The sequence below is a fragment of the Primorskyibacter flagellatus genome, assembly GCF_048268605.1.
In the GTDB taxonomy this organism is placed as follows: Bacteria; Pseudomonadota; Alphaproteobacteria; order Rhodobacterales; family Rhodobacteraceae; genus Primorskyibacter; species Primorskyibacter flagellatus.
In genome coordinates this window covers 202,559-223,138 of record NZ_JBLWVF010000005.1, presented here as the reverse complement: position 1 = coordinate 223,138, position 20,580 = coordinate 202,559, and the positions used below count along the sequence as shown (strand labels likewise).

Genomic DNA, 20,580 nt, shown 5'->3' with positions numbered 1-20,580 from the left:
TGTCTTCGGTATGTGTGGCCCCGCCTGCACAGCGTCAGTCATTATCTGCCGCCTGCCCAGATCCAGCCACCACCCAGGATGCGGGTGCCGACGGTTTCGTAGAACACGCAAGCCTGACCCGGCGCGACGCCTTGCTCGGGCGTCAACAGTTCCACCTCTGCCTCTGTGTCCGAGATCGGGCGCAGGATCGCTTCGCGCGGGGGGCGGGTAGAGCGGACCTTGACCGAGATGTGCCATTCGTCGCGGCTTGTGATCGGCGCGTCGCCCAGCCAGTTGATCTCGCGCACCGGAACGATCCTTGTGGCCAGCATTTCCTTTGGACCCACGATCACCTGCTTGGCATTGACATCCAGCTTGACCACATAAATCGGCTCGCTCAGCCCGCCGATGGCAAGGCCCCGGCGTTGTCCGATCGTGTAATGGATGACACCTTCGTGCCGCCCCAATACGCGCCCGTCGACATGCACGATGTCGCCGGGGTCAATCGCGTCGGGGCGCAGTTTCTCGATCACCGACGCATAGTCGCCGTTGGGGACAAAGCAGATATCCTGACTGTCGGGCTTGTCCGCCACGGCCAGACCATATTTGGCAGCCAGTTCGCGGGTTGCGGCCTTCGACGGCAAATGCCCAAGCGGAAACCGCAGATAGGCCAGTTGTTCCGGGGTCGTCGAGAACAGGAAATAGCTTTGATCGCGGTTGGCGTCTTCGGCGCTGTGCAGTTCCGGCCCATGCGCGCCGTCCTTCCGCTGGATATAGTGGCCGGTGGCCATGCAGTCGGCCTCCAGATCTCGGGCGGTTTCCAGCAGATCCTTGAACTTCACCCGCTCATTGCAACGGATGCAGGGCACCGGCGTGGCACCGGCAAGATAGCTGTCTGCGAACTCGTCGATCACCGCATCCTTAAAAATGTTCTCATAATCCAGCACATAATGCGGGAAGCCCATTTCTTCGGCCACGCGCCGCGCGTCGTGAATATCCAGCCCCGCGCAGCACGCGCCTTTCTTGGCCAGCGCCGCGCCATGATCGTACAGTTGCAGCGTCACACCCACCACGTCATAGCCTTCTTCGGCGAGCTGTGCTGCCACGACCGAGCTGTCGACGCCGCCTGACATGGCGACGACAACGCGGGTGTCGGCAGGCGCCTTGGCAAAGCCAAGCGAATTAAGAGGTCTATCGAGGGGCATAACAGGTTCCTTGGGGTTTGCGCGGAATATAGGCAAATGCAAGATACTCTCAAGGGGCGGTTTCATATCTCCTTAAGAGCCGCCGCGGCAATTTTACCCTGTAATGAGAAGGGTAAGGTGATGTTTTTGAAAAAGGTTGAGGGTCCGCGCACAGTTACGTTGCCGGACGGGCGGGTGATGACACATGCGGATCTGCCCCCGCCCGAGACGCGTCGCTGGGTGGCGTCGCGTAAACTTGCCGTTGTCAGGGCCGTGGCTTACGGGCTATTGACCCAGGACGCTGCCAAGTCGCGCTATGCGTTGAGCGACGATGAATTGCACGAATGGGTGCGCGCGCTCGCCGAGCATGGCGAGGAGGCCCTGAAAGCCACAGCGGTGCAGCGATTTCGACAACCATGAGTTGCGTGTCGCTAAATCGCGTCTATAGTAACGCACAGTTAACTAATTTCACGGACGTTCGGGTGTGAAGGGTCTGTAAACGGAGAAAACAATAATGCGCGTTCTGCTGGTGGAAGACGATCCCGCGACGTCCAAGAGCATTGAAATGATGCTTACCCATGCCAATCTCAACGTCTACGCCACCGATCTTGGTGAAGAAGGCATAGATCTGGCCAAACTGTATGACTACGATCTGATTCTGCTGGATCTCAACCTGCCTGATCTCAACGGGCATGAGGTTTTGCGCCAGCTTCGACTGGCACGGATAGAGACGCCGATCCTGATCCTGTCAGGCGCGGATGACACCGAAAGCAAGATCAAGGGCTTCGGGTTTGGGGCCGATGATTATCTGACCAAGCCATTCCACCGCGAAGAGCTGATTGCGCGCATCCACGCGATCATCCGCCGGTCCAAGGGACATTCGCAATCTGTCATTCACACAGGCAAGATTGCAGTCAACCTTGACGCGAAAACTGTCGAAGTCGATAATAAAACGGTCCACCTGACCGGCAAAGAGTATCAGATGCTGGAGCTGCTTAGTCTGCGCAAGGGCACCACCCTGACCAAAGAGATGTTTCTCAACCATCTATATGGCGGCATGGACGAGCCGGAACTCAAGATCATCGACGTGTTTATCTGCAAACTTCGCAAGAAACTGTCAGAGGCGACCGGCGAAGAAAACTATATCGAAACCGTCTGGGGCCGTGGGTATGTGCTGCGCGATCCAGAACCCGCACTTGCGCCCGCGCGGTTGGCTGTCGGGGCCTGACAAGCTCTGGACCTGTCGTCGCGCGAACCCTATCACTGTGACCTGACGCCCAGTTGGGCATCCGCAGAGAGAGTGGGGACGCGTGACGGACAAGATTGCGGTCAAAGACCTGACGGAAGATCAGGCGAAAGCAGAACTGAAAAGGCTTGCGGCACTGATTGCGGCGGCCAACACCGCCTATCATACCGACGACGCGCCGGAGATTTCCGACGCGGACTATGACAAGCTGAAACACCGCAATGCCGAGATCGAGACGCGGTTTCCCGGTCTCAAGCGCGCGGACAGTCCCAGTGAGCAGGTCGGTGCCGCGCCGGCGGACAAGTTTTCCAAAGTCTCCCATGCCGTGCCGATGCTCTCGCTCGGGAATGCCTTCGATAATGAAGACGTCACAGAGTTTGACGTCCGGATCAGGCGCTACCTCGGCCTGAGTGACACTGACGCGCTGCCCTACACGGCAGAGCCCAAGATCGACGGGCTGTCGCTGTCGCTGCGCTACGAACAGGGCAGGCTGATCCAGGCCGCGACGCGTGGCGATGGACGCATCGGCGAAAATGTCACCGCCAATGCGAAGACCATCGACGACCTTCCCGAACAGATCAAAAACGCCCCTGCCGTGCTGGAGGTGCGCGGCGAAGTCTACATGAGCCATGATGATTTCGAAGCGCTCAACGCCCGCCAGTCGGATACCGGACAAAAGCTGTTTGCGAACCCCCGCAATGCCGCGGCAGGTTCGCTGCGGCAACTTGATCCGAACATCACGCGCCAACGGCCATTGCGGTTTTTTGCCTATGCCTGGGGCATGCTTTCCGAACCGCTGGGCGATACCCAGATGGCCTCGATCGAGCGTCTGGAAGGGTTCGGCTTTCAGACAAATCCGCTGACGCGGCTCTGCGACGGGCCGGACGAGATGCTGGCGCAATACCACGAGATCGAGGCGCAGCGCGCGACGCTGGGCTATGATATTGACGGAGTGGTCTACAAGGTGAACGACCTGGCGCTGCAAGAACGCCTGGGCTTTCGCAGCACCACACCCCGTTGGGCCATTGCCCATAAATTCCCGGCCGAACTCGCTTGGACCCGCCTCGAAGCCATCGACATTCAGGTCGGCCGCACAGGCGCGCTTTCGCCCGTGGCGCGTCTGACCCCGGTCACGGTCGGCGGTGTCGTGGTGTCCAACGCGACGCTGCACAACGAGGATTACATCGCGGGCCGCGACAGCACAGGCGCCGAGATCCGCGACGGCAAGGACATCCGCATCGGTGACTGGGTGCAGGTGTACCGCGCCGGCGATGTGATCCCCAAGATCGCGGATGTGGATCTGGAAAAACGCCCGGATAATTCCGCGCCTTTCGCGTTTCCGACCACCTGTCCGCGCTGCGGCTCCGAGGCGATTCGCGAAGAAGGCGATGCGGTACGCCGCTGCTCTGGCGGGATTATCTGCCCCGCGCAGGCCGTTGAGAAATTGAAACATTTCGTCAGCCGCGGTGCCTTTGACATCGAAGGTCTGGGCGCCAGGCAGGTCGAGCAGTTCTACCAAGACGGCTGGATCAAGGAGCCTGCCGACATTTTTGAGCTGGAGGCGCGCTATGGTTCTGGCCTGCAACAGCTTAAAAACCGGGAAGGATGGGGCGAAAAGTCTGCCGCGAACCTGTTTTCCGCCATCAAAGACCGCCGGACGATCCCGTTGCGCAAGCTGATTTTCGCGCTCGGTATTCGGCATGTGGGCGAGGGGGCATCGAACCTTCTTGCGACGCATTACGGCAGTTGGGCTGCTTTCGAGGACGCGATGGGCGAGGCCGCCTCTCTGGAAGGCGGCGCTTGGGAGGATCTGACCGGGATCGACGGCGTCGGAAAGGTGCTCGCGGAATCCGTCGTCACCACGATGAAGCAAGAGGCAGAGCGCGCCTCGATAGACCGGTTGGTGGCGCATCTGACGGTCCAAGAGGCATCCCGACCCGACACCGAAGGCAGCCCCGTCGCTGGCAAGACCGTGGTTTTTACCGGCACATTGGAACGCATGACACGGGCCGAGGCCAAGGTGCGCGCCGAAGCGATGGGTGCCAAGGTTTCCGGCTCTGTTTCGGGCAAGACAGATATTCTGGTTGCCGGTCCCGGTGCCGGGTCCAAGGCCACGAAGGCGCAAGAGTTGGGCGTGACCGTGATGGATGAGGAGGCTTGGCTGACCCTCATCGGGCAGATATGAGCGGTCGGCCCGAGGTCCTGTTTCCGCTGTTTGCGGATGTTCAGGGGCTGGACGGCGTCGGCCCGAAAACGGCCGCCAATCTGGGCCAGCTTGGCATCGAATGTCCGCGCGATCTGCTTTTCACCTTGCCGTATTCGGGCATTGATCGGGCCTTGCGCGAAACGGTTCAGGGCGCGGATTTGCCCCGCGTTATCACCGTCGAAGTGACGATCGGTCAGCACCGGCCGCCGCGTGGCAAGGGGGCATACCGCGTCGATGTTCAGGATGCGAAGACCAGCTTTCAACTCGTCTTCTTTCATGCGCGGGGTGATTATCTGCTGCGCGCATTACCCGTTGGCGCGCGGATGCTGCTGTCGGGAAGGGTCGAGTTTTTCGACGGGATCGCGCAGATGGTGCATCCCGACCACATGGTTTCACCCGATGCGGGCCATCAAATCCCGGCGTTTGAGCCGGTCTATCCGCTGACGGCCGGAGTGACCCAAAAGCTGATGGTCCGCGCCGTGGCCGATGCGATGACCCGGCTGCCGGATCTGGGCGAGTGGATCGATAGGTCGCAGAAGGCGGCGAAGAACTGGCCTGACTGGAAGGCCGCGATTGGGGCTGCGCATGCGCCAAACGGGTTTGCGGATCTTGCGGCAAATGCGCCTGCACGCGAACGACTGGCCTATGACGAATTCATGGCGCATCAGTTGACGTTGGCGCTGGCCCGGATGAACCGCAAACGCGGCAAGGGGGTCGCGACGCGCGGCGATGCGCGCTTGCGAAACAGGGTGCTGCAACAGTTGCCTTACGCCCCCACAGGCGCGCAGACCCGTGCGATTTCCGAGATCGAGGCCGATCTGGCGCGTCCCGAACGCATGAACCGGCTGCTTCAGGGGGACGTCGGCTCTGGCAAGACGCTTGTGGCGTTCATGGCGCTTCTGATCGCGGTCGAGGCTGGCGGGCAGGGCGTGATGATGGCACCCACCGAAATCCTCGCCCGGCAGCATCTGGAGGGGCTGCAACCGCTCGCGGAACAGGCAGGCGTGGTTCTGGAACTGCTGACCGGGCGCGACAAGGGCGCGGAACGGCGCGCAAAGCTGGAAGCGCTCGCCGACGGAGATATTCAGATCCTTGTCGGCACACATGCGGTGTTTCAGGCGGATGTTGCGTTTCGCGATCTGCGTCTGGCGATCGTGGATGAGCAGCACCGGTTCGGCGTGCGCCAGCGGCTGGAACTGGGCCGCAAGGGGGCGGCTGTCGATGTGCTGGTGATGACCGCGACGCCGATTCCGCGAAGTCTGGCGCTGACCCAATATGGCGATATGGACGTGTCGGTGCTGGACGAAAAGCCGCCCGGCAGGCTGCCGATCCGGACCGCGATGATCTCGACCCAACGGATGAGCGAGGTGATTGATCACCTGCGCCGCGCCATCGGCGATGGCCTACAAGCTTATTGGGTTTGCCCACTGGTCGAGGAAAGCGAGGTTTCCGATCTGTCCTCTGCCGAGGACCGTTTTGCGCATCTGCGGGCGGCCCTGGGCGAGGGCGTTGTCGGCTTGGTGCATGGTCAGATGCCACCGGCGGAAAAGGATGCCGCCATGGCCCGGTTTCAGCGCGGCGAAACATCCGTGCTTGTCGCGACAACGGTGATCGAGGTCGGCGTGAACGTGCCGAATGCGACGATCATGGTGATCGAGCGGGCGGAATCCTTCGGGCTGGCGCAGTTGCACCAGTTGCGGGGCAGGGTGGGGCGTGGCGACAAGGCCTCGACCTGCCTGCTGATGTACCAGCCGCCGCTGAGCGAGACCGGCGAGAAACGTCTGACCACCCTGCGCGAAACCGAGGATGGGTTTCGTCTGTCCGAGGTGGATCTGGAGATGCGCGGCGCGGGCGATCTGATCGGTACGGCGCAATCCGGTCTGCCACGGTTTCAGATCGCAGACATGGAAGCGCAGGCGGCGTTGATGGCCGTTGCCCAGTCGGACGCGCGCAAGCTGTTGGCAGACGACCCGACCTTGCAAAGCGATCGCGGTAAAGCGGCACGCGTATTGTTGTGGTTGATGCGCCAGGACGAGGCGATCCGGCTGCTTTCGGTCGGCTGAACAGACTTGTGTCGCCCCGGCGATCTCTTCGAAATCCCGGAATGTTCTCAAATGTTCTTAAAAAGTTCTTTACTGATGGTTAATTTTGTGAGAACAAAGAGGCAACAAGACATTAATGACGAGGGTTAGAGATGATCAAGCAAGTCAAATCCACGATCCGATCTTCTGACGCGACGCTGGTGCAGGATGCTGTTGGTGCCGTCGCCCTTGTCGTCATGTTGGTGGCTGCCTTGCACCTGCCCGGTCTTGTCTGAGTTTCTGCCTGCGCCCTTGTGCCGGACCGTCCCGCATCCTGTCCCAACTTAGATGCGTCCTGACCGACACTGCCTGTTCCGTCCCCTCTGAGGTCCCCGCCTCATTCGGACGGTCCGGAAATGACACAAGATAGCGCGACTTGCCGCCGCCTTCCTTTGGAAGTGCGGCGGCTTTTTCTTGCGGTGGCAAAAGTCCTGATTTTCTTTCTATCGCGCGAGGGGCTTCGCGGAAGTGCTATGCGTCAGGCGCAATCCGACCGCTCGGCCTTTTCTGCGGCCTCGGACGCGGCTTCCAGCGTCAGCAGGATCGAGGCGTGCCGGTTCTTGTAATCGCGGGCCGGGCGCAGAACCTCCAAACCGTCAAACGGCGCGGCGGGTGCGGGCCCGTCCTCTTTCAGCATGGTTTTCAGCGAATCCCTGGCGGCTTCGATCTGGGTGCGGGTGGCCCCGATGATGGCACCGCCCACGACCGAGGCAGAGGCCTGACCCAGTGCGCAGGCCTTCACGTCCTGTGCATAGTCCGACACCTTGCCGTCCTTCATGCACAGATCCACCGTCACGGTCGACCCGCAAAGCGGTGAGCGCCGCTTGACGCTGGCCTCCGGCGCATCAAGCCTGCCAAGACGCGGAATATCCGCCGCCAGCGCAAGAATGCGCGTGGAATAGAGCTTTATCAGGTCGCTTTCACCGGGCATGGGTTTTCCTTCGTTCCGCAACCTCATAAATAGGCGTCATACGCGCCAATGCAAAAGGGTTTTTGCCGATGACATTCGATCCTGCGACCTTGGTCTATGATGACCGCGGCCTGATCCCTGCCATTGCCCAGCAAGACGGGACAGGTGAAGTGCTGATGATGGCGTGGATGAATGCCGAGTCGGTGGCCCGCACGCTAGACACGGGCCGGGTGACCTATTGGTCGCGCTCGCGCCAGTCCTTCTGGGTCAAGGGCGAAAGTTCCGGCCATGTGCAGGAACTTGTCGATCTGCGTGTGGATTGCGACCGGGATTGTTTGCTGGTTGTCGTCAACCAGACCGGCCCGGCCTGCCACACCAACCGCCGAAGCTGTTTCTACACGGCCGTGCGGGATGGTGAAGAGGTAGAGCTGATGGCACCGGAAAGCGTGGCCTAGCCCACGGCGGGCAGACCGACGCGATTGCGAATGTCCTGTGGCGTCGCGCCAGCCTCGCGGAACGCGGCGATTGCGCGGGCGTTGTCGCGCTTGGCCAGCCGTTTGCCCGAGTCATCGCGGATCAGCCGGTGATGGTGGTAGGTGGGGCGGGGCAATCCAAGAAGATCTTGCAGCACGATATGGATCTTTGTTGCCTCGAACAGATCCTGCCCGCGCACGACATGGCTTATGCTCTGTGCGGCATCATCCACCACGACCGCAAGATGATAGGATGCGCCGAAATCCTTGCGGGCGACAACGATGTCGCCGATGGCATGGGCAAGATGATCTGACGGGACGCCGATATGCCCGTGCTGTCCGGACGGGCCAGTGCCGGTTTCGTCGAAAGAGATCGGTTGCGAGATCCCGGTGCCAGTGACGGCGTGTTCGGCGCGGTCCAGAACGCTCAGCGCCTTGCTCATGTGCAAGCGCAAATGCACGTCTTTCGGGCGCGGAAATGTACCGTCCGACCATCGCGCGTCCTCCCATATCGGCTGTCGGCACGTTCCGGGATAGACGGGGCCATCGGGGCCGTGTGGCACAACGCCTTCCTGCGGCGCACCGAGCGCCTCTGCGATGTCGCGCCGAGTGCATGTGCAGGGGTAAAGCACGCCCAGATCCCAAAGCCGGTCCAACGCGGCATCGTATTCTGCAAAACAGTCCGATTCGCGTCGGCACGGCGTGGGCCAGTCCAGACCGAGCCAGCGCAGGTCATCGTAGATTTGCGACTCCCATTCCGGTCGCGCGCGGGTGTGGTCCAGATCGTCGATGCGCAGCAGAAACCGACCTCCGGACTTGCGCGCCATGCCATGCGCCAGAAGCGCCGAATAGGCGTGACCCAGATGCAATGGTCCGGTGGGCGACGGGGCAAACCGGGTGATGAACATGGGGGTCAGGCCGGGACAGGCGCTTGGGCTGACAGCCAGTCGGACCATGCGGATTTCGCGCGGTCGGTATAGGCCTTGTAGCGGTCCTTGCGGCCACGGCGGCCGCCCTTCATGCCCTCTAGTGGTCGAAACAGGCCGAAATTCACGTTCATCGGCTGGAAGGTCTTGGCCTCTGCACCGCCAGTGATGTGATGGACCAGCGCGCCATGGGCTGTGTCCTGCGGCAGATCAGGCATCGGCGCGCCATTGATTTCCGCCGCCGCCAGACGTCCTGCAAGCAGCCCCATGGCCGAGGATTCCACATAGCCCTCCACCCCTGTGATCTGACCGGCAAAGCGGATGTTCGGACGCGAGCGCAGGCGCATCTGCGCATCCAGCAAAGTGGGCGAATTCAGGAACGTGTTGCGATGGATGCCGCCCAGACGCGCAAAGCGGGCTTCCTCCAGACCGGGGATCATCCGCAGGACTTCGGTCTGTGCGCCGTATTTCATCTTGGTTTGAAAGCCGACAATGTTATACAATGTTCCCAGTGCGTTATCCCTACGGAGTTGAACCACTGCGTAAGCTTTGACATCCGGCTGATGGGGGTTGGTCAGGCCAACCGGTTTCATCGGACCAAAGCGCAGGGTTTCGCGGCCGCGTTCGGCCATCACCTCGATCGGCAGGCAACCGTCGAAATATCCGGCAGTCTCGCCCTCGTGGAATTCTGTCTTCTCCGCCGCCAGAAGCGCGTCGATGAACGCTTCGTACTGGTTTTGATCCATCGGACAGTTCAGGTAGGCCGTACGTTCTTCCTCTGTCTCGCCCTTGTCATAGCGCGACTGCATCCACGCTTTCGACATGTCGATGCTTTCAGCGTGGATGATCGGGGCGATAGCATCGAAAAACGCCAGAGCCTCGGCACCCGTTTCCGCCTGAATGGCGGCACCAAGCGCGGAAGAGGTCAGCGGACCGGTCGCGATGATCCAGTTGCCATCGTCGGGCAGGACTGTGATCTCTTCGTAGGAGACGGATACATTGGGATGGGCCATCAGCGCCGCCGTGATGGTTTCAGCGAAAGGGTCACGATCCACGGCCAGCGCGCCACCTGCCGGCAGGCGGTGGCGGTCGGCAGTGGCCATGATCAGCCCGCCTGCCTGGCGCATCTCCCAATGCAGAAGGCCCACGGCGTTCTGTTCGTCGTCATCCGACCGGAAGGAGTTGGAACACACCATCTCGCCCAGATTGCCGGTCTTGTGGGCAAAGGTTTCGACCTTGGGGCGCATTTCGTGGATCACCACGCGCACCCCGGCTTGTGCTGCCTGCCAGGCGGCCTCGGATCCGGCCATTCCGCCGCCGACGATGTGCAATTCCTGTGTCATACGCTGCATGTAATGCGCCGCACCGGGATTGTCACGGGGCGGCCATCACTGTTCCCATTCGGGGGGCCGCTTTTCCAGAAACGCGCTGATGCCCTCGGCCGTATCGCGGTGCAGCATGTTTTCCACCATGACCTGACCGGTATGCGCGTAAGCGTCGGCCGCCGTCATTTCGATCTGGTCGTAAAAGGCGCGTTTGCCGATCCTGACGGCGGTGCCCAGCTTGTCGGCAACGGTCTGTGCAAGCGCCTCGGCCTCTGCCGCCACGGCATCGGGTGCCACGACGCGATTGACCAGCCCGAGTTCCAGCGCGCGCTGCGCGTCGACAAAGCTGCCGGTGGTCAACATCTCAAACGCCTGTTTGCGGGGGATATTGCGTGACAGCGCCACCATCGGGGTTGAACAGAACAGGCCGATATTGACCCCGTTCACCCCAAAGCGGGTGCCCGTCGCCGCCACCGCCATATCGCAGGACGCCACAAGCTGGCAGCCCGCTGCCGTGGCGATGCCATGGACCTGTGCAATGACGGGCTGGGGCAGGGCGCGGATCGCCAGCATCACCTCTGTGCAGCGGTCGAACAGATCCTTGAAATAGGCACGGCCGCCATCCTCTGCCTGCCGACCGGCAGTCATCTGTTTCAGATCGTGGCCCGCGCAAAACGCCTTGCCCTCGCCCGACAGGATCACCGCGCGGATCGTCGTGTCATCTTGCAGCGCCTCGAATTCCGCCTTGAGGGCCGCCAGCATCTCGTCTGACAGCGCATTCAGCCGTTCGGGCGCGTTCATATGCAGCCGTCTGACAGCGTTTGTATCATGCCGTTCGAGAATTCCCATCTTGTCCTCCTGCTGCTGACGGGCCAACCCTAGGCGGCGAGCGTCTGAGAGGGAAGAGAATGCAGTTGAAAATGACCACAGAAGATCTGACCGAGTTCATGGCAGAGGTGTTCCCGCAGGTCGTCGGGGATTTCGCGGTCGAGGATGTCCGTCCGATGGGCATCACCATGCGGCTGATCGTCAGTGACCGTCACTTGCGGCCGGGTGGCACAGTTTCCGGCCCGTCAATGTTCGCGCTGGCGGATGTGGCCGTCTATCTCGCCGTCCTTGCGATGATCGGACCGCAGGCCTTGGCGGTGACGACGAACTGTTCCATCGACTTCATGCGCAAGCCTGCCGCGGGCGTTGATCTGATCGCCGAGTGCCGTTTGCTGAAGTTGGGTCGCGTATTGGCCGTGGGCGATGTGCTGATTCACTCTGAAGGCCATGAAGCGCCCGTCGCCCGAGCCAGTCTGACCTATTCGATCCCGCCTGTCCCGGTGGGGTAACTTCGTGCCATTTTTCGTGGAATGAACCGTCGGAGCTGAGAATATCCTGGCCCACGTTATCGGCATAGATCCAGGGCGGGTCGTCTGTGTGCATGGCGGCAAGGCATTACCATTCCTGCCAGCTTCGCCGCGCTTGACGTTCTAAAGACGCGTTCACGATGCAATCGCCCGAGGCGGGGTGGAATCCGGTCCGCAAAATTGGGGTATAATGATACCTATTTTTTAGTAGATTGTTTTCATTAGATAAATCAGTAAAACTGGCGCTTGACCTGCATTCCGTGCCGTATATAACCCGGCAATCGAATTCGGATACCGACCTGTTACCGGTGTTCCAACCAAACCAAAGGGCAATCCCGTCATGAAAACCTTTTCTGCTACTCCGGCAGACATCGACAAGAAATGGATCCTGATCGACGCCGAAGGCGTGATTCTGGGTCGTCTTGCCTCGATCGTGGCCACGCGCCTGCGCGGCAAGCACAAGGCAAGCTTCACGCCGAACATGGACATGGGCGACAATGTCATCATCATCAACGCCGACAAGGTGCAGATGACCGGCAACAAGCGCGCTGACAAGAAATACTACTGGCATACAGGTCATCCGGGCGGCATCAAGCACCGCACTGCCGGTCAGATCCTGGAAGGCAAGTACCCCGAGCGTGTCGTGACCTCTGCGGTCAAGCGCATGCTGCCGGGCAACCGTCTGTCGCGTCAGGTGATGACCAACCTGCGCGTTTATGCCGGGGCAGAGCACCCGCATGAGGCGCAGCAGCCCGAAGTGCTGGACGTGAAGAACATGAACTCCAAAAACACTCGGGTGGCAAAATAATGGCTGACCAGATCAACACTCTCGAAGACCTGAACACGGTCGCCGGTATCGAGCCGGTCGCCGAGGTCGAAACCCCGCGTGAGCCGGTTCGCGACTCGCTTGGCCGTGCGTATGCCACAGGCAAGCGGAAGGATGCGGTTGCCCGTGTCTGGATCAAGCCGGGCTCCGGCAAGGTCATCGTCAACGGCAAGCCGATCAACGATTACTTCGCGCGTCCCGTGCTTCAGATGATCCTCAAGCAGCCCTTCACTGTGTCGGGCACAGAAGATCAGTTCGACGTCATGGCCACCGTCAAGGGCGGCGGTCTGTCCGGTCAGGCCGGTGCGGTCAAGCACGGCGTGTCCAAGGCGCTGCAACTTTATGATCCCAGCTTGCGTGGCGCGCTGAAAGCGGCAGGCTTCCTGACCCGCGACAGCCGTGTCGTCGAGCGTAAGAAGTACGGTAAGGCCAAGGCGCGCAAGAGCTTCCAGTTCTCCAAGCGTTGATTGTCCGGCAAAGCTTGCAAACATCGAAAAAGGGCTCGCACGGCGCGGGCCCTTTTATGTGCGGCGTATCTTGCATCACACGCAACGTGGCACCTCTTGGCGATTGCTCAAGAACGGTGTTTCTGGTTCAGGCTCGTCATCGAGCCATTTGAAATCCGCCCATCCGCTGAAAACCGGGTGCGCATGGCACCGGCAAGGCATCGACGTCTTTTTGCAAGTGGCGGAATTTCACGACGCGCAGTGCATGTCTGGCGGTGCCCATACCCCTTTGTGAAAACCGCGACCGATCACATAAGCTGTCGCAGACCATTGCGTTAGTTCGTAAACAACCGACCTTTCACGAGGAACTCGCGTCCAAATGAATGAAACTCCACTGCGCCTGGAACTGGCTTATCAGCCAAAACATAAAAGATATGGTAGCGTTGAGTTGCGCGTTTTCCAGCTTGCCCAGATCCTGGAACGTTACGCGAGCCAGTCCGTTTCCGTCAGGCTGGTGCCATTTCAACACAGGCACTGGTATCTTCAAAGCGCATGGGCGCTTGCAAGGCCCCGTAACACAGCTATCCTGTTTTCCAAATCCTGTCTCAAACGGATCCGACCGAATACTTTGAAACTTTGCAGGTTGCGCGGGTGCCTCACGCTGATTGACTATGTCGATGGCGATCTCGAAACGGCACTGGATTTGTCGCCTGATGTCCATCTTGCCGCATCATTCGGTGCGGAACTGGAATTGCTGAGGTTGCAGAAGCAAAAATCCGTCAACAAGGGCGAAGTCGTCCGGCTGCTGCATCACAACACGGACACAAGGCTTGAAGACGCTCGGGTGCATGCCACCGGACATCTGAAGCCCGTGTATATCGGCGATCTGCGCAACACGATTCGCAGTCCGGCTTTGGCGGAAAAGATCAGGTATGTGCCGTTCGAGCGCGCGACCGAGATCGCAGAGGTGCAACAGGCCATTGCCGCCACGAATTTTCATATCTGTGTGCGCAACCCCGATGCACCCGACAAGGGAAACGTGCAAAAACCCTTTACCAAGGGATTTCTGGCCGCGCATGTCGGTGCGCCGATCTTGGCTTGGAAAGGTGATGCCGAGGCGCGCCAATTTCTGGGCGAAGATTACCCTTATTTCATTGATACCCCCGATGAGCATCATGTTATGCGCGGCATAGAGTATGCTGAACAGACCTATGGCACCGGCCCCTGGGATGCGGCGATCCGTCGAATGGAAACGATATATCAACAGATCAACAATCGGAAAATTGCGGAAAGCCTTGTCGAGCTCTTGAAAGAAAAAATGAGACTGAAATCGTGAGTGATCTTGGCGAAATCGTCGTATACTCCTGTTATTTCGGCAAGCCCGAAGACATCAATACTGCCAGTATGGGGGATGGTGCTGGATACAGGCGGGTGATGGTCTCCGATGATCCTGATCTAAGCTTGCCATCCGCCGAAATTTTGCACGACGATTTGTTGCCGTTGAATCCGGTGCACGCGTCGCGTCGCGCGAAACTGATGCCGCACAAGTATTTCCCGCAGGCCGACTGGTGCATTTATGTCGATAACCGGGTCACGCTGAACGTGTCGCCCGCTACCTTGATCCGGCACGCGCAGGCGCAGTTCGAAAGCCCTGACCAAACGATTAAGCGCATGGCCTTCCGGCATGGTGTCCGCCGGACCGCTTTTGAGGAACTGGACCACCTTTATGCCATCGGTCGCATTTCCCAACCGGACTGGGAAAGGACAAACCAACTGTTCGAGACGATGGGCGTCACGGGTGATGATTTGACGATGAATCCTGTTCTCGTGCAAAGAATGGGGGACGGTGCCACGGATAGTTTCAACGAAAGATGGTACGAGGTCTTTCTTACGCTGCCTGCGCGCGATCAACTGGCCCTGCCGCTTGTGGAACATGCGACCGGGCAAAAGCTGGCGCGCAGCCCGTCAAGCTTTACGGAGTTCGTGACCTGGCCCGCCATCCTCCGACGAAACCGTGCAACGCGTCTTTTGCAAGCGTCAGACCGCAAGCCAAAGGTGTTTAGTCTGGCGAGGATCTCCTACAAACTGAACAAGATGAGTGTCGCGCGGGATATTCAGTCGGCAAAAAACAATCGGCTGTCACGGGCCGGTACCGACGGTCAACTGTCAGAAGCAATAAGTCCCAACCCGCGCAAATAGACGCCGATGCCGGATTCCAGCAGGTCTTCGGGGGGGAAGGGGCTTTGTGTGCCGGGTGAATTTCTTGCGAAGAGTTCCACCACGCCGTGGCTCAGCGCCCAGATATGGGCCGAGAACATCGCGGCGGGGGGGCGCTTTTCCGGTGGGATGTGCTGGCTGAGGTCAGTTGCGGCTTGTTCCAGAACACCGCGGGCGCGCGCGGCGACCTCGGCCAGTTCCGGCGAGCGGTTGACCGAAATGCCGCTTTCAAACATCGCGATGTAATGGCCGGGATATTTGCGTGCAAAGGCCAGATAGGCGCGGCCCGTGGCCTCGAACGCCGCCAGCGCCGAGGGCTGGCCCGTGTCATAGGCGAATTGCATGACGTCGGCGAAAATCTCATAGCCTTGCCGGGCGCCTTCGGCGATCAGATCCTCGCGCCCCTCAAAATGACGGTAAACAGCGGCCGGCGTGACGCCTGCCTGCTTGGCAGCTTCCGACAGGGTAAAGCCCATCGGACCCTTGACCTCGATCAGCTCAAGTGCCGCCTCGATCAGGGCCTGGCGCAGATTGCCGTGGTGATAGCCGCGTTTAGCCATCCCAGGTGTCCGGCCCCCCGCAGATCTGCCCGTCAATTTTGCCAAGCGCCTTGTGATCCTTGCCCGCGTAGTCGATGCCGTGCAGCACATGCCGGATCGCCGCAAGCCGGGCGCGGCGCTTGTCGTCAGAGCGGACGATGGTCCAGGGAGCTTCTTCGGTGTGACTGCGCGCGAGGGTCTCGCCGATCGCTTCGGAATACGCGTCCCATTTGTGCAGGCCTTCGACGTCTATCCGGCTGAGCTTCCAGTGTTTCAGGGGGTCTTGCTCACGCGCGAGAAAGCGGCGCAGTTGCTCGGCCCGTCCGACATTAAGCCAAAGCTTGAAAAGCTGGATGCCCTCGTCCACGAGCATCCTTTCAAATTCCGGCACTTGCGTGAAGAAATGTTCGCGCTGTGCGTCGGTGCAAAAGCCGAACACCTTTTCGACGACACCTCGATTATACCAACTCCGGTCGAAGAACACGATCTCGCCGCCCGCCGGCAGGTGGTCGATATAGCGCTGGAAGTACCACTGCGTCGCCTCGGTTTCTGTGGGTTTGGACAGCGCGACCTGACGCGCGCCACGCGGATTGAGGTTTTCGCGGAAGCGCTTGATGGTGCCGCCCTTGCCAGAGGCGTCACGTCCCTCGAACACGATCACGATGCGTGCGCCGCTGGATTTGGCCCAGGACTGCATCTTGACCAGTTCGATCTGAAGCGCATCCATGTCCCTTTGATAGGCTTTGCGCGGCATCCGTTCGGAATGCGGATAGGTCGGGTTGAGAACGTCACCCTTTTCGGCTCGGGCGATGGCATTGCGGATCGCGGTGGGCGCGTCATCTTTGTAGAAAGCGCTGATCGCACCGTCAAAGGGCAACTGCATCGGTAACCTCCGGGTTTTGCTTCAATATGGCCATGCGGAAGGGTCAGTGCAATCCGGCACGCGTCGCGGCCCGGTTTATTGCCGCCACGACATCATCCTCGCGGGTGTGCTGCGGCATATGTCCGGCGTCGGGCAACACTGTCAGATTTGCGTCCGGAATCGCCTCTGCCAGAGGTACAGAGTGGATTTTGAGGTAAACAGTCGTGTCGGCATCGCCATGCAGGATTTCCGTCGGCACAGCGATTTGCGGATAGTGGGGCACTTGTGCCCGCAATTCTTCTTTCAGGCTGGCGCGCTGATCGGCATTGGCGCGCAGCGACTCGCGCCGCAGCGTCAGCGGAGCGCCGATATGTTCGGCGTATCCTTGAGGCGCGTCTTCCGGATCAAACACACCTGTGATGGCGGATTGCACATAGCTTTCGGGGACGAAGGCGGTGAGCAGGGGCACGACCAGCGCCTGTCCCAACGGGTTTGACGTGACCTTGTAGAAAAACGGCAGGCCGGTCGGCCAAGGGTGAGACGCCGCAGCCAATGTGACCAGCGCCGACAGCTTGTCCGGATGCTCCGTCGCCCAGGTCAGCGCCACGGCCCCGCCATAGGACTGACCGACCACGATGGGCTTTGCTGCCCCAAGCTGCGAAGCGGCCTTCTGCAAAAGCGTGGCCTGTCCCGCGATGCTGCGGTCCTCACGGTCCAGACGGTCCGTATATCCCAGTCCGGGCCGGTCAAAAACGATCACCCGGTAACGATCCGCCAGCCGGTCGACCAAATGAAAGGTGAAGTCACGCATATTGCCGCTGGCTCCGTGGATCAGCACCAGATCCGGGCCAGCGCCTTTGACCAGCGCGTGTACACGGGTGCCGTCCACCTCCAGAAACTGCCCTTCTGGCGGGAAGCTCTGAACGGCCTGCGCCTCGGCTGTTCGGGCGCGCCATTGCACCAGCGCAACGGCCAACAGGATGACCGCTGCGAGGATCAGCCAGCGTATCAATGCGATGGCTCGCCTAGCCCGTGCAGGTCAAACGGCGTCGTCTGGTAGATCTCGTTGATCCAGTTTCCGTAAAGCAGGTGCGCGTGACTGCGCCAGCGGTTCTGCGGCGGCTTCGAGGGGTCGTCGCCGGGGTAATAGTTGGCGGGCACATTGATCGGCGTTCCCGACGCAACGTCGCGGTCATACTCTTCTTTCAGTGTGCCGCTGTCATATTCCAGATGGTTGAAGATATAGAGCGCGCGATGCGCCTTGTCCTCGACCAGACAGGGGCCGGTCTCGGCGCTGTCGATCAGGATATCCAAACCGCCTGCGGCCTCGATCTCTTCTCGCTTCATCTCTGTCCAGCGGCTGACGGGCATGACCATATCGTCCGAAAATCCGCGCAGGTAGGGCGAGGCAGGCGCACAGTTGCGGTGCCGCACACAACCAAAAGCCTTTTGATCGAGCATGTGTTTCTGAACGCCGTGAAAGTGATACATCATCGCCATCGCGCCCCAGCAGACGCCGAAGGTCGAATGCACATGGCTTTGCGTCCAGTTCATCACCTGCCGTAACTCGTCCCAATAGGTGACATCGTCGAAGGCCAGATGCTCTATCGGGGCACCGGTGATCACCAGGCCGTCGAACCGCTCGTCAGAATCCGCGACCTCGGCGAAGGGGCGGTAAAAGCTCTCCATATGTTCGGCGGCGGTGTTGCGGGCTTCGTGTTCGGTCATCCGGATCAGCGACAGTTCGATCTGCAAGGGCGTCGCGCCGATCAGCCGGGCAAATTGATTTTCGGTCTGGATCTTCTTCGGCATCAGGTTCAACAGCCCGATCCGCAATGGCCGGATGTCCTGCCGCGACGCCTGATCTTCCGACATGACCATGACGCCCTCTTTCGAGAGAACGTCATAGGCGGGCAGGTCGGCGGGCAGTTTGATAGGCATAATGCAGCTCTTTTTTTCAGGCCGTTGACAGATAAGGCGATCCGCATCGGGCTGCAAGGCTGGCAACCGGTCCGGTCCGGTCAGTGTCGTTCGGCAGCGAGCGCGTACAGCATTGTCGGTGCCAGCCATATCAAGTCGCTGATCACGGCTTTTGGTCAAGCGCGTTTGCGATCACCTCGGTGAAATCGGCCTCGTCGCGCACCGTGGCCATATCGCTGGCTTCAACCGTCACGCCCCAGTTTTTGGCGATACCTTCATAGCGCGGCTGGCGGTGCGCCAACGCCTGCGAATAGGTCCAGCGGATGAAGGAATTCGGATCAACGTCGCTTTCCTGAATGTTGTTTTCACTCAGATATTGCGCCCATACCCGATGCAGGAATTCGGGCTGATAGGCCATCGGCTTTGGGGCTTTGTCGAAGCGTCGGATCAATTCCTCGGTGTGGGCCTCGGACCCGCGTATCCAGACCATCAGCGACTGGCGGGACAGGTCGCATAGCAGCACATCTTGCGGGTCCTCGGGGTCTACCCATTCACAGATTGACCCGCCGGTGTCGCAGATGAAATGCGGATAGCCATAAAGATCCTGCGCACGGTCGATGAAATACCCGGTATCCGTCAGGGCGGCCATTTCGGCGCGGCGAAACTGTCCCTGACGACGTTCGTATTCGGCCATTTCCATCCCGCCCTTGTCGGGGTTGCCCGGTTTGCCAAGGTAGGTGGAGACGGGTGCCAGGTTATCGAACGTGATGTTGGACCCGATATAGATCGAATCCGTCATCAGCAATTCGCGCAGAAACGGCACCTTCATCGCCTCGCGCTTGGCGTTGTCGGCGATATACTCGCCCATGTACCGCGTGCCGATGCGGTAATCTATGGAGTAGTGGAACCAGCTGCCCGACTCGCGCAGGATGTTGGACACATGGGTTTTGCCCAGACCCGACATGGCGAACAGAACGACACGTTTATTGGCGGCGCGGTGCCAGTCCTGGGCGGTCTCGTAGATCATCTGGCATCTGTCCTCTGGCCGGTCCGGATGTTGGTAGCCAGAGTGCCGCGCGGCGTCAAACGCTTCTGCGTTTTCGACTGCGTCCCGGCAGAAGTCGCCCGTCCAGCACTACCAGCCCCAGCGCCAACAGACCAAAGCCCACATAGGCCTGCGGTGCAAGCGTCTCGTCGCGCAGCAGGGTGCCGAGTGTGATCGCTACGGGCGGGAGCATCAACGTGACCAGCATCAGATTGCCGCTGCCCGCCATGGCCAGCACGCGGTAATAGAGCAGATAGGCAAATGCCGTCGCTGCCACTGCGAAATAGCCGATGGCGAGCCAGGTGCTCAGGTCCAGCGCCAGCGTGGGCACGCCCTCGAAGTGCAGCACCAGAGGGATCATCACCAAGGTCGATCCGGTCAGCATACCTGCGGCGGCCACAACCGGATGCAGCCCGCCCAGATATTTGCGGGCCCAGACGCCGCCAAGCGCGTAGAACAATGTGCCGCCCAGGACCGCCAACTGCGCCAGCGAGCGCAGGTTGAGCTGCGACAGGTTCTCTATGCCGATGGCGGTCACGACGCCTGCAAAGCCAAGCGCAACGCCCGCCAGCTTGCGCGGGCTGAGCCGTTCATCGGCAAAGAAGATCGCGGCCACGAGCACGCCGAAAATCGCCGTGGTGGCGTTGAAAATCGACGTCAGGCCGGACGAGATATGCAACTGCCCCCAGGCCATCAGACCAAAGGGGATCACGTTGTTGAGGCAACCCATCACCAGAAAGGCACCCCAGGTCGAGGCCGCGCGCGGAACGGGCAGGCGGTGCCACCTGACCACGCCCCACAGCAGGATCATCGCCCAGCCGGTACGGTGCAAAACGGCGGTCAGCGGGCCGATCTCGTCCAGCGCAATGCGGATCGACAGAAAAGACCCGCCCCAAAGCAGTGCGAGCAGCGAAAGCTCGGCCCAGGCGCGTGAGGAGACGGATTTTTGTTGCATGCTCATTGGAGAACGATGTCACACCACCTCAATACGCGCGACCCGTTTCTTGCGTGATTGATCTCTATGAGAACCGAAGGCGGAG

Annotated in this window: 22 protein-coding genes; 11 read left to right on the top strand and 11 right to left on the bottom strand. The window is 60.4% G+C overall.

Annotation, left to right across the window (positions count from 1 at the left end; translation table 11 throughout):
* Positions 1-41: 41 nt before the first annotated feature.
* Positions 42-1,184 carry a tRNA 2-thiouridine(34) synthase MnmA gene (gene mnmA / locus ACN0WV_RS08685; RefSeq protein ID WP_417605078.1) on the bottom strand — a complete coding sequence of 381 codons (1,143 nt, stop codon included), beginning with the start codon at positions 1,182-1,184 and terminating at the stop codon, positions 42-44.
* Between the two features lie 120 nt (positions 1,185-1,304).
* Here mnmA and sciP point away from each other — a divergent pair, with 120 nt between their 5' ends.
* The 5 genes from sciP (at position 1,305) to ACN0WV_RS08660 (ending at position 6,932) form a co-directional block, all read left to right on the top strand.
* The gene (sciP, locus tag ACN0WV_RS08680) at positions 1,305-1,583 is read left to right on the top strand and encodes a CtrA inhibitor SciP (RefSeq protein ID WP_084350183.1); all 279 of its coding nucleotides are present in this window, start codon (positions 1,305-1,307) and stop codon (positions 1,581-1,583) included.
* Positions 1,584-1,677: 94 nt separating this feature from the next.
* Positions 1,678-2,391 carry a response regulator transcription factor CtrA gene (gene ctrA / locus ACN0WV_RS08675; protein ID WP_084350182.1) on the top strand — a complete coding sequence of 238 codons (714 nt, stop codon included), beginning with the start codon at positions 1,678-1,680 and terminating at the stop codon, positions 2,389-2,391.
* Positions 2,392-2,473: 82 nt separating this feature from the next.
* Positions 2,474-4,594: an NAD-dependent DNA ligase LigA gene (gene ligA, locus ACN0WV_RS08670; RefSeq protein ID WP_417605076.1), complete on the top strand. Its 2,121-nt coding sequence runs from the start codon at positions 2,474-2,476 to the stop codon at positions 4,592-4,594.
* Positions 4,591-6,678 (top strand): ATP-dependent DNA helicase RecG, encoded by a 2,088-nt coding sequence (recG, locus tag ACN0WV_RS08665; RefSeq protein WP_417605112.1) that lies wholly within the window; start codon positions 4,591-4,593, stop codon positions 6,676-6,678. Before ligA ends, recG begins: the two co-directional genes overlap by 4 nt.
* A gap of 131 nt (positions 6,679-6,809) precedes the next feature.
* A complete protein-coding gene (locus ACN0WV_RS08660) occupies positions 6,810-6,932 on the top strand; it encodes a hypothetical protein (protein ID WP_268876726.1) in 123 nt (40 codons plus the stop codon).
* Between the two features lie 242 nt (positions 6,933-7,174).
* Here the strand turns inward: ACN0WV_RS08660 and ACN0WV_RS08655 are convergent, their stop codons facing one another.
* Positions 7,175-7,627, bottom strand: a complete 453-nt coding sequence (locus tag ACN0WV_RS08655) for an iron-sulfur cluster assembly scaffold protein (RefSeq protein ID WP_417605074.1) — start codon at positions 7,625-7,627, stop codon at positions 7,175-7,177.
* A gap of 68 nt (positions 7,628-7,695) precedes the next feature.
* Between ACN0WV_RS08655 and hisI the strand changes: the two genes are divergently transcribed.
* The gene (hisI, locus tag ACN0WV_RS08650) at positions 7,696-8,061 is read left to right on the top strand and encodes a phosphoribosyl-AMP cyclohydrolase (RefSeq protein ID WP_417605072.1); all 366 of its coding nucleotides are present in this window, start codon (positions 7,696-7,698) and stop codon (positions 8,059-8,061) included.
* Here the strand turns inward: hisI and gluQRS are convergent.
* The 3 genes from gluQRS to ACN0WV_RS08635 are packed head-to-tail and all read right to left on the bottom strand — an operon-like array spanning position 8,058 to position 11,206.
* The gene (gene gluQRS, locus ACN0WV_RS08645; protein WP_417605070.1) at positions 8,058-9,035 is read right to left on the bottom strand and encodes a tRNA glutamyl-Q(34) synthetase GluQRS; all 978 of its coding nucleotides are present in this window, start codon (positions 9,033-9,035) and stop codon (positions 8,058-8,060) included. The two genes, hisI and gluQRS, sit on opposite strands and share 4 nt — an antisense overlap.
* Complete coding sequence (gene trmFO, locus ACN0WV_RS08640) at positions 8,993-10,348, bottom strand: methylenetetrahydrofolate--tRNA-(uracil(54)-C(5))-methyltransferase (FADH(2)-oxidizing) TrmFO (protein WP_417605110.1); 1,356 nt, start codon at positions 10,346-10,348, stop codon at positions 8,993-8,995. The genes gluQRS and trmFO overlap by 43 nt, the downstream gene beginning before the upstream one ends.
* A 45-nt stretch (positions 10,349-10,393) precedes the next feature.
* Complete coding sequence (locus ACN0WV_RS08635) at positions 10,394-11,206, bottom strand: enoyl-CoA hydratase (protein WP_417605068.1); 813 nt, start codon at positions 11,204-11,206, stop codon at positions 10,394-10,396.
* A 32-nt stretch (positions 11,207-11,238) separates the two neighbouring features.
* Between ACN0WV_RS08635 and ACN0WV_RS08630 the strand changes: the two genes are divergently transcribed.
* From ACN0WV_RS08630 to ACN0WV_RS08610, 5 genes are all read left to right on the top strand, one after another.
* Positions 11,239-11,667: a PaaI family thioesterase gene (locus ACN0WV_RS08630; RefSeq protein WP_084350175.1), complete on the top strand. Its 429-nt coding sequence runs from the start codon at positions 11,239-11,241 to the stop codon at positions 11,665-11,667.
* Between the two features lie 358 nt (positions 11,668-12,025).
* Complete coding sequence (gene rplM, locus ACN0WV_RS08625) at positions 12,026-12,493, top strand: 50S ribosomal protein L13 (protein ID WP_417605066.1); 468 nt, start codon at positions 12,026-12,028, stop codon at positions 12,491-12,493.
* Positions 12,493-12,978: a 30S ribosomal protein S9 gene (gene rpsI, locus ACN0WV_RS08620; RefSeq protein ID WP_417605064.1), complete on the top strand. Its 486-nt coding sequence runs from the start codon at positions 12,493-12,495 to the stop codon at positions 12,976-12,978. Before rplM ends, rpsI begins: the two co-directional genes overlap by 1 nt.
* Positions 12,979-13,600: 622 nt before the next feature.
* Entirely contained in the window at positions 13,601-14,293 is a 693-nt protein-coding gene (locus ACN0WV_RS08615; RefSeq protein WP_417605062.1) for a hypothetical protein, read from the top strand.
* Complete coding sequence (locus tag ACN0WV_RS08610) at positions 14,290-15,156, top strand: hypothetical protein (protein WP_417605061.1); 867 nt, start codon at positions 14,290-14,292, stop codon at positions 15,154-15,156. Before ACN0WV_RS08615 ends, ACN0WV_RS08610 begins: the two co-directional genes overlap by 4 nt.
* Here ACN0WV_RS08610 and ACN0WV_RS08605 read toward each other — a convergent pair.
* From ACN0WV_RS08605 to ACN0WV_RS08580, 6 genes are all read right to left on the bottom strand, one after another.
* Entirely contained in the window at positions 15,117-15,734 is a 618-nt protein-coding gene (locus ACN0WV_RS08605; protein WP_417605059.1) for a TetR/AcrR family transcriptional regulator, read from the bottom strand. The two genes, ACN0WV_RS08610 and ACN0WV_RS08605, sit on opposite strands and share 40 nt — an antisense overlap.
* Complete coding sequence (gene ppk2 / locus ACN0WV_RS08600; protein WP_084350169.1) at positions 15,727-16,596, bottom strand: polyphosphate kinase 2; 870 nt, start codon at positions 16,594-16,596, stop codon at positions 15,727-15,729. Before ppk2 ends, ACN0WV_RS08605 begins: the two co-directional genes overlap by 8 nt.
* A 43-nt stretch (positions 16,597-16,639) precedes the next feature.
* Entirely contained in the window at positions 16,640-17,587 is a 948-nt protein-coding gene (locus tag ACN0WV_RS08595; protein ID WP_417605057.1) for an alpha/beta fold hydrolase, read from the bottom strand.
* Positions 17,584-18,516 (bottom strand): homoserine O-acetyltransferase MetA, encoded by a 933-nt coding sequence (gene metA, locus ACN0WV_RS08590; RefSeq protein ID WP_084350167.1) that lies wholly within the window; start codon positions 18,514-18,516, stop codon positions 17,584-17,586. The genes ACN0WV_RS08595 and metA overlap by 4 nt, the downstream gene beginning before the upstream one ends.
* A gap of 142 nt (positions 18,517-18,658) precedes the next feature.
* Positions 18,659-19,522 carry an ATPase gene (locus ACN0WV_RS08585; protein ID WP_417605055.1) on the bottom strand — a complete coding sequence of 288 codons (864 nt, stop codon included), beginning with the start codon at positions 19,520-19,522 and terminating at the stop codon, positions 18,659-18,661.
* A gap of 55 nt (positions 19,523-19,577) precedes the next feature.
* Positions 19,578-20,501, bottom strand: coding sequence for a DMT family transporter (locus ACN0WV_RS08580; RefSeq protein WP_417605054.1), 924 nt, complete (start codon positions 20,499-20,501; stop codon positions 19,578-19,580).
* Positions 20,502-20,580 lie beyond the last annotated feature (79 nt).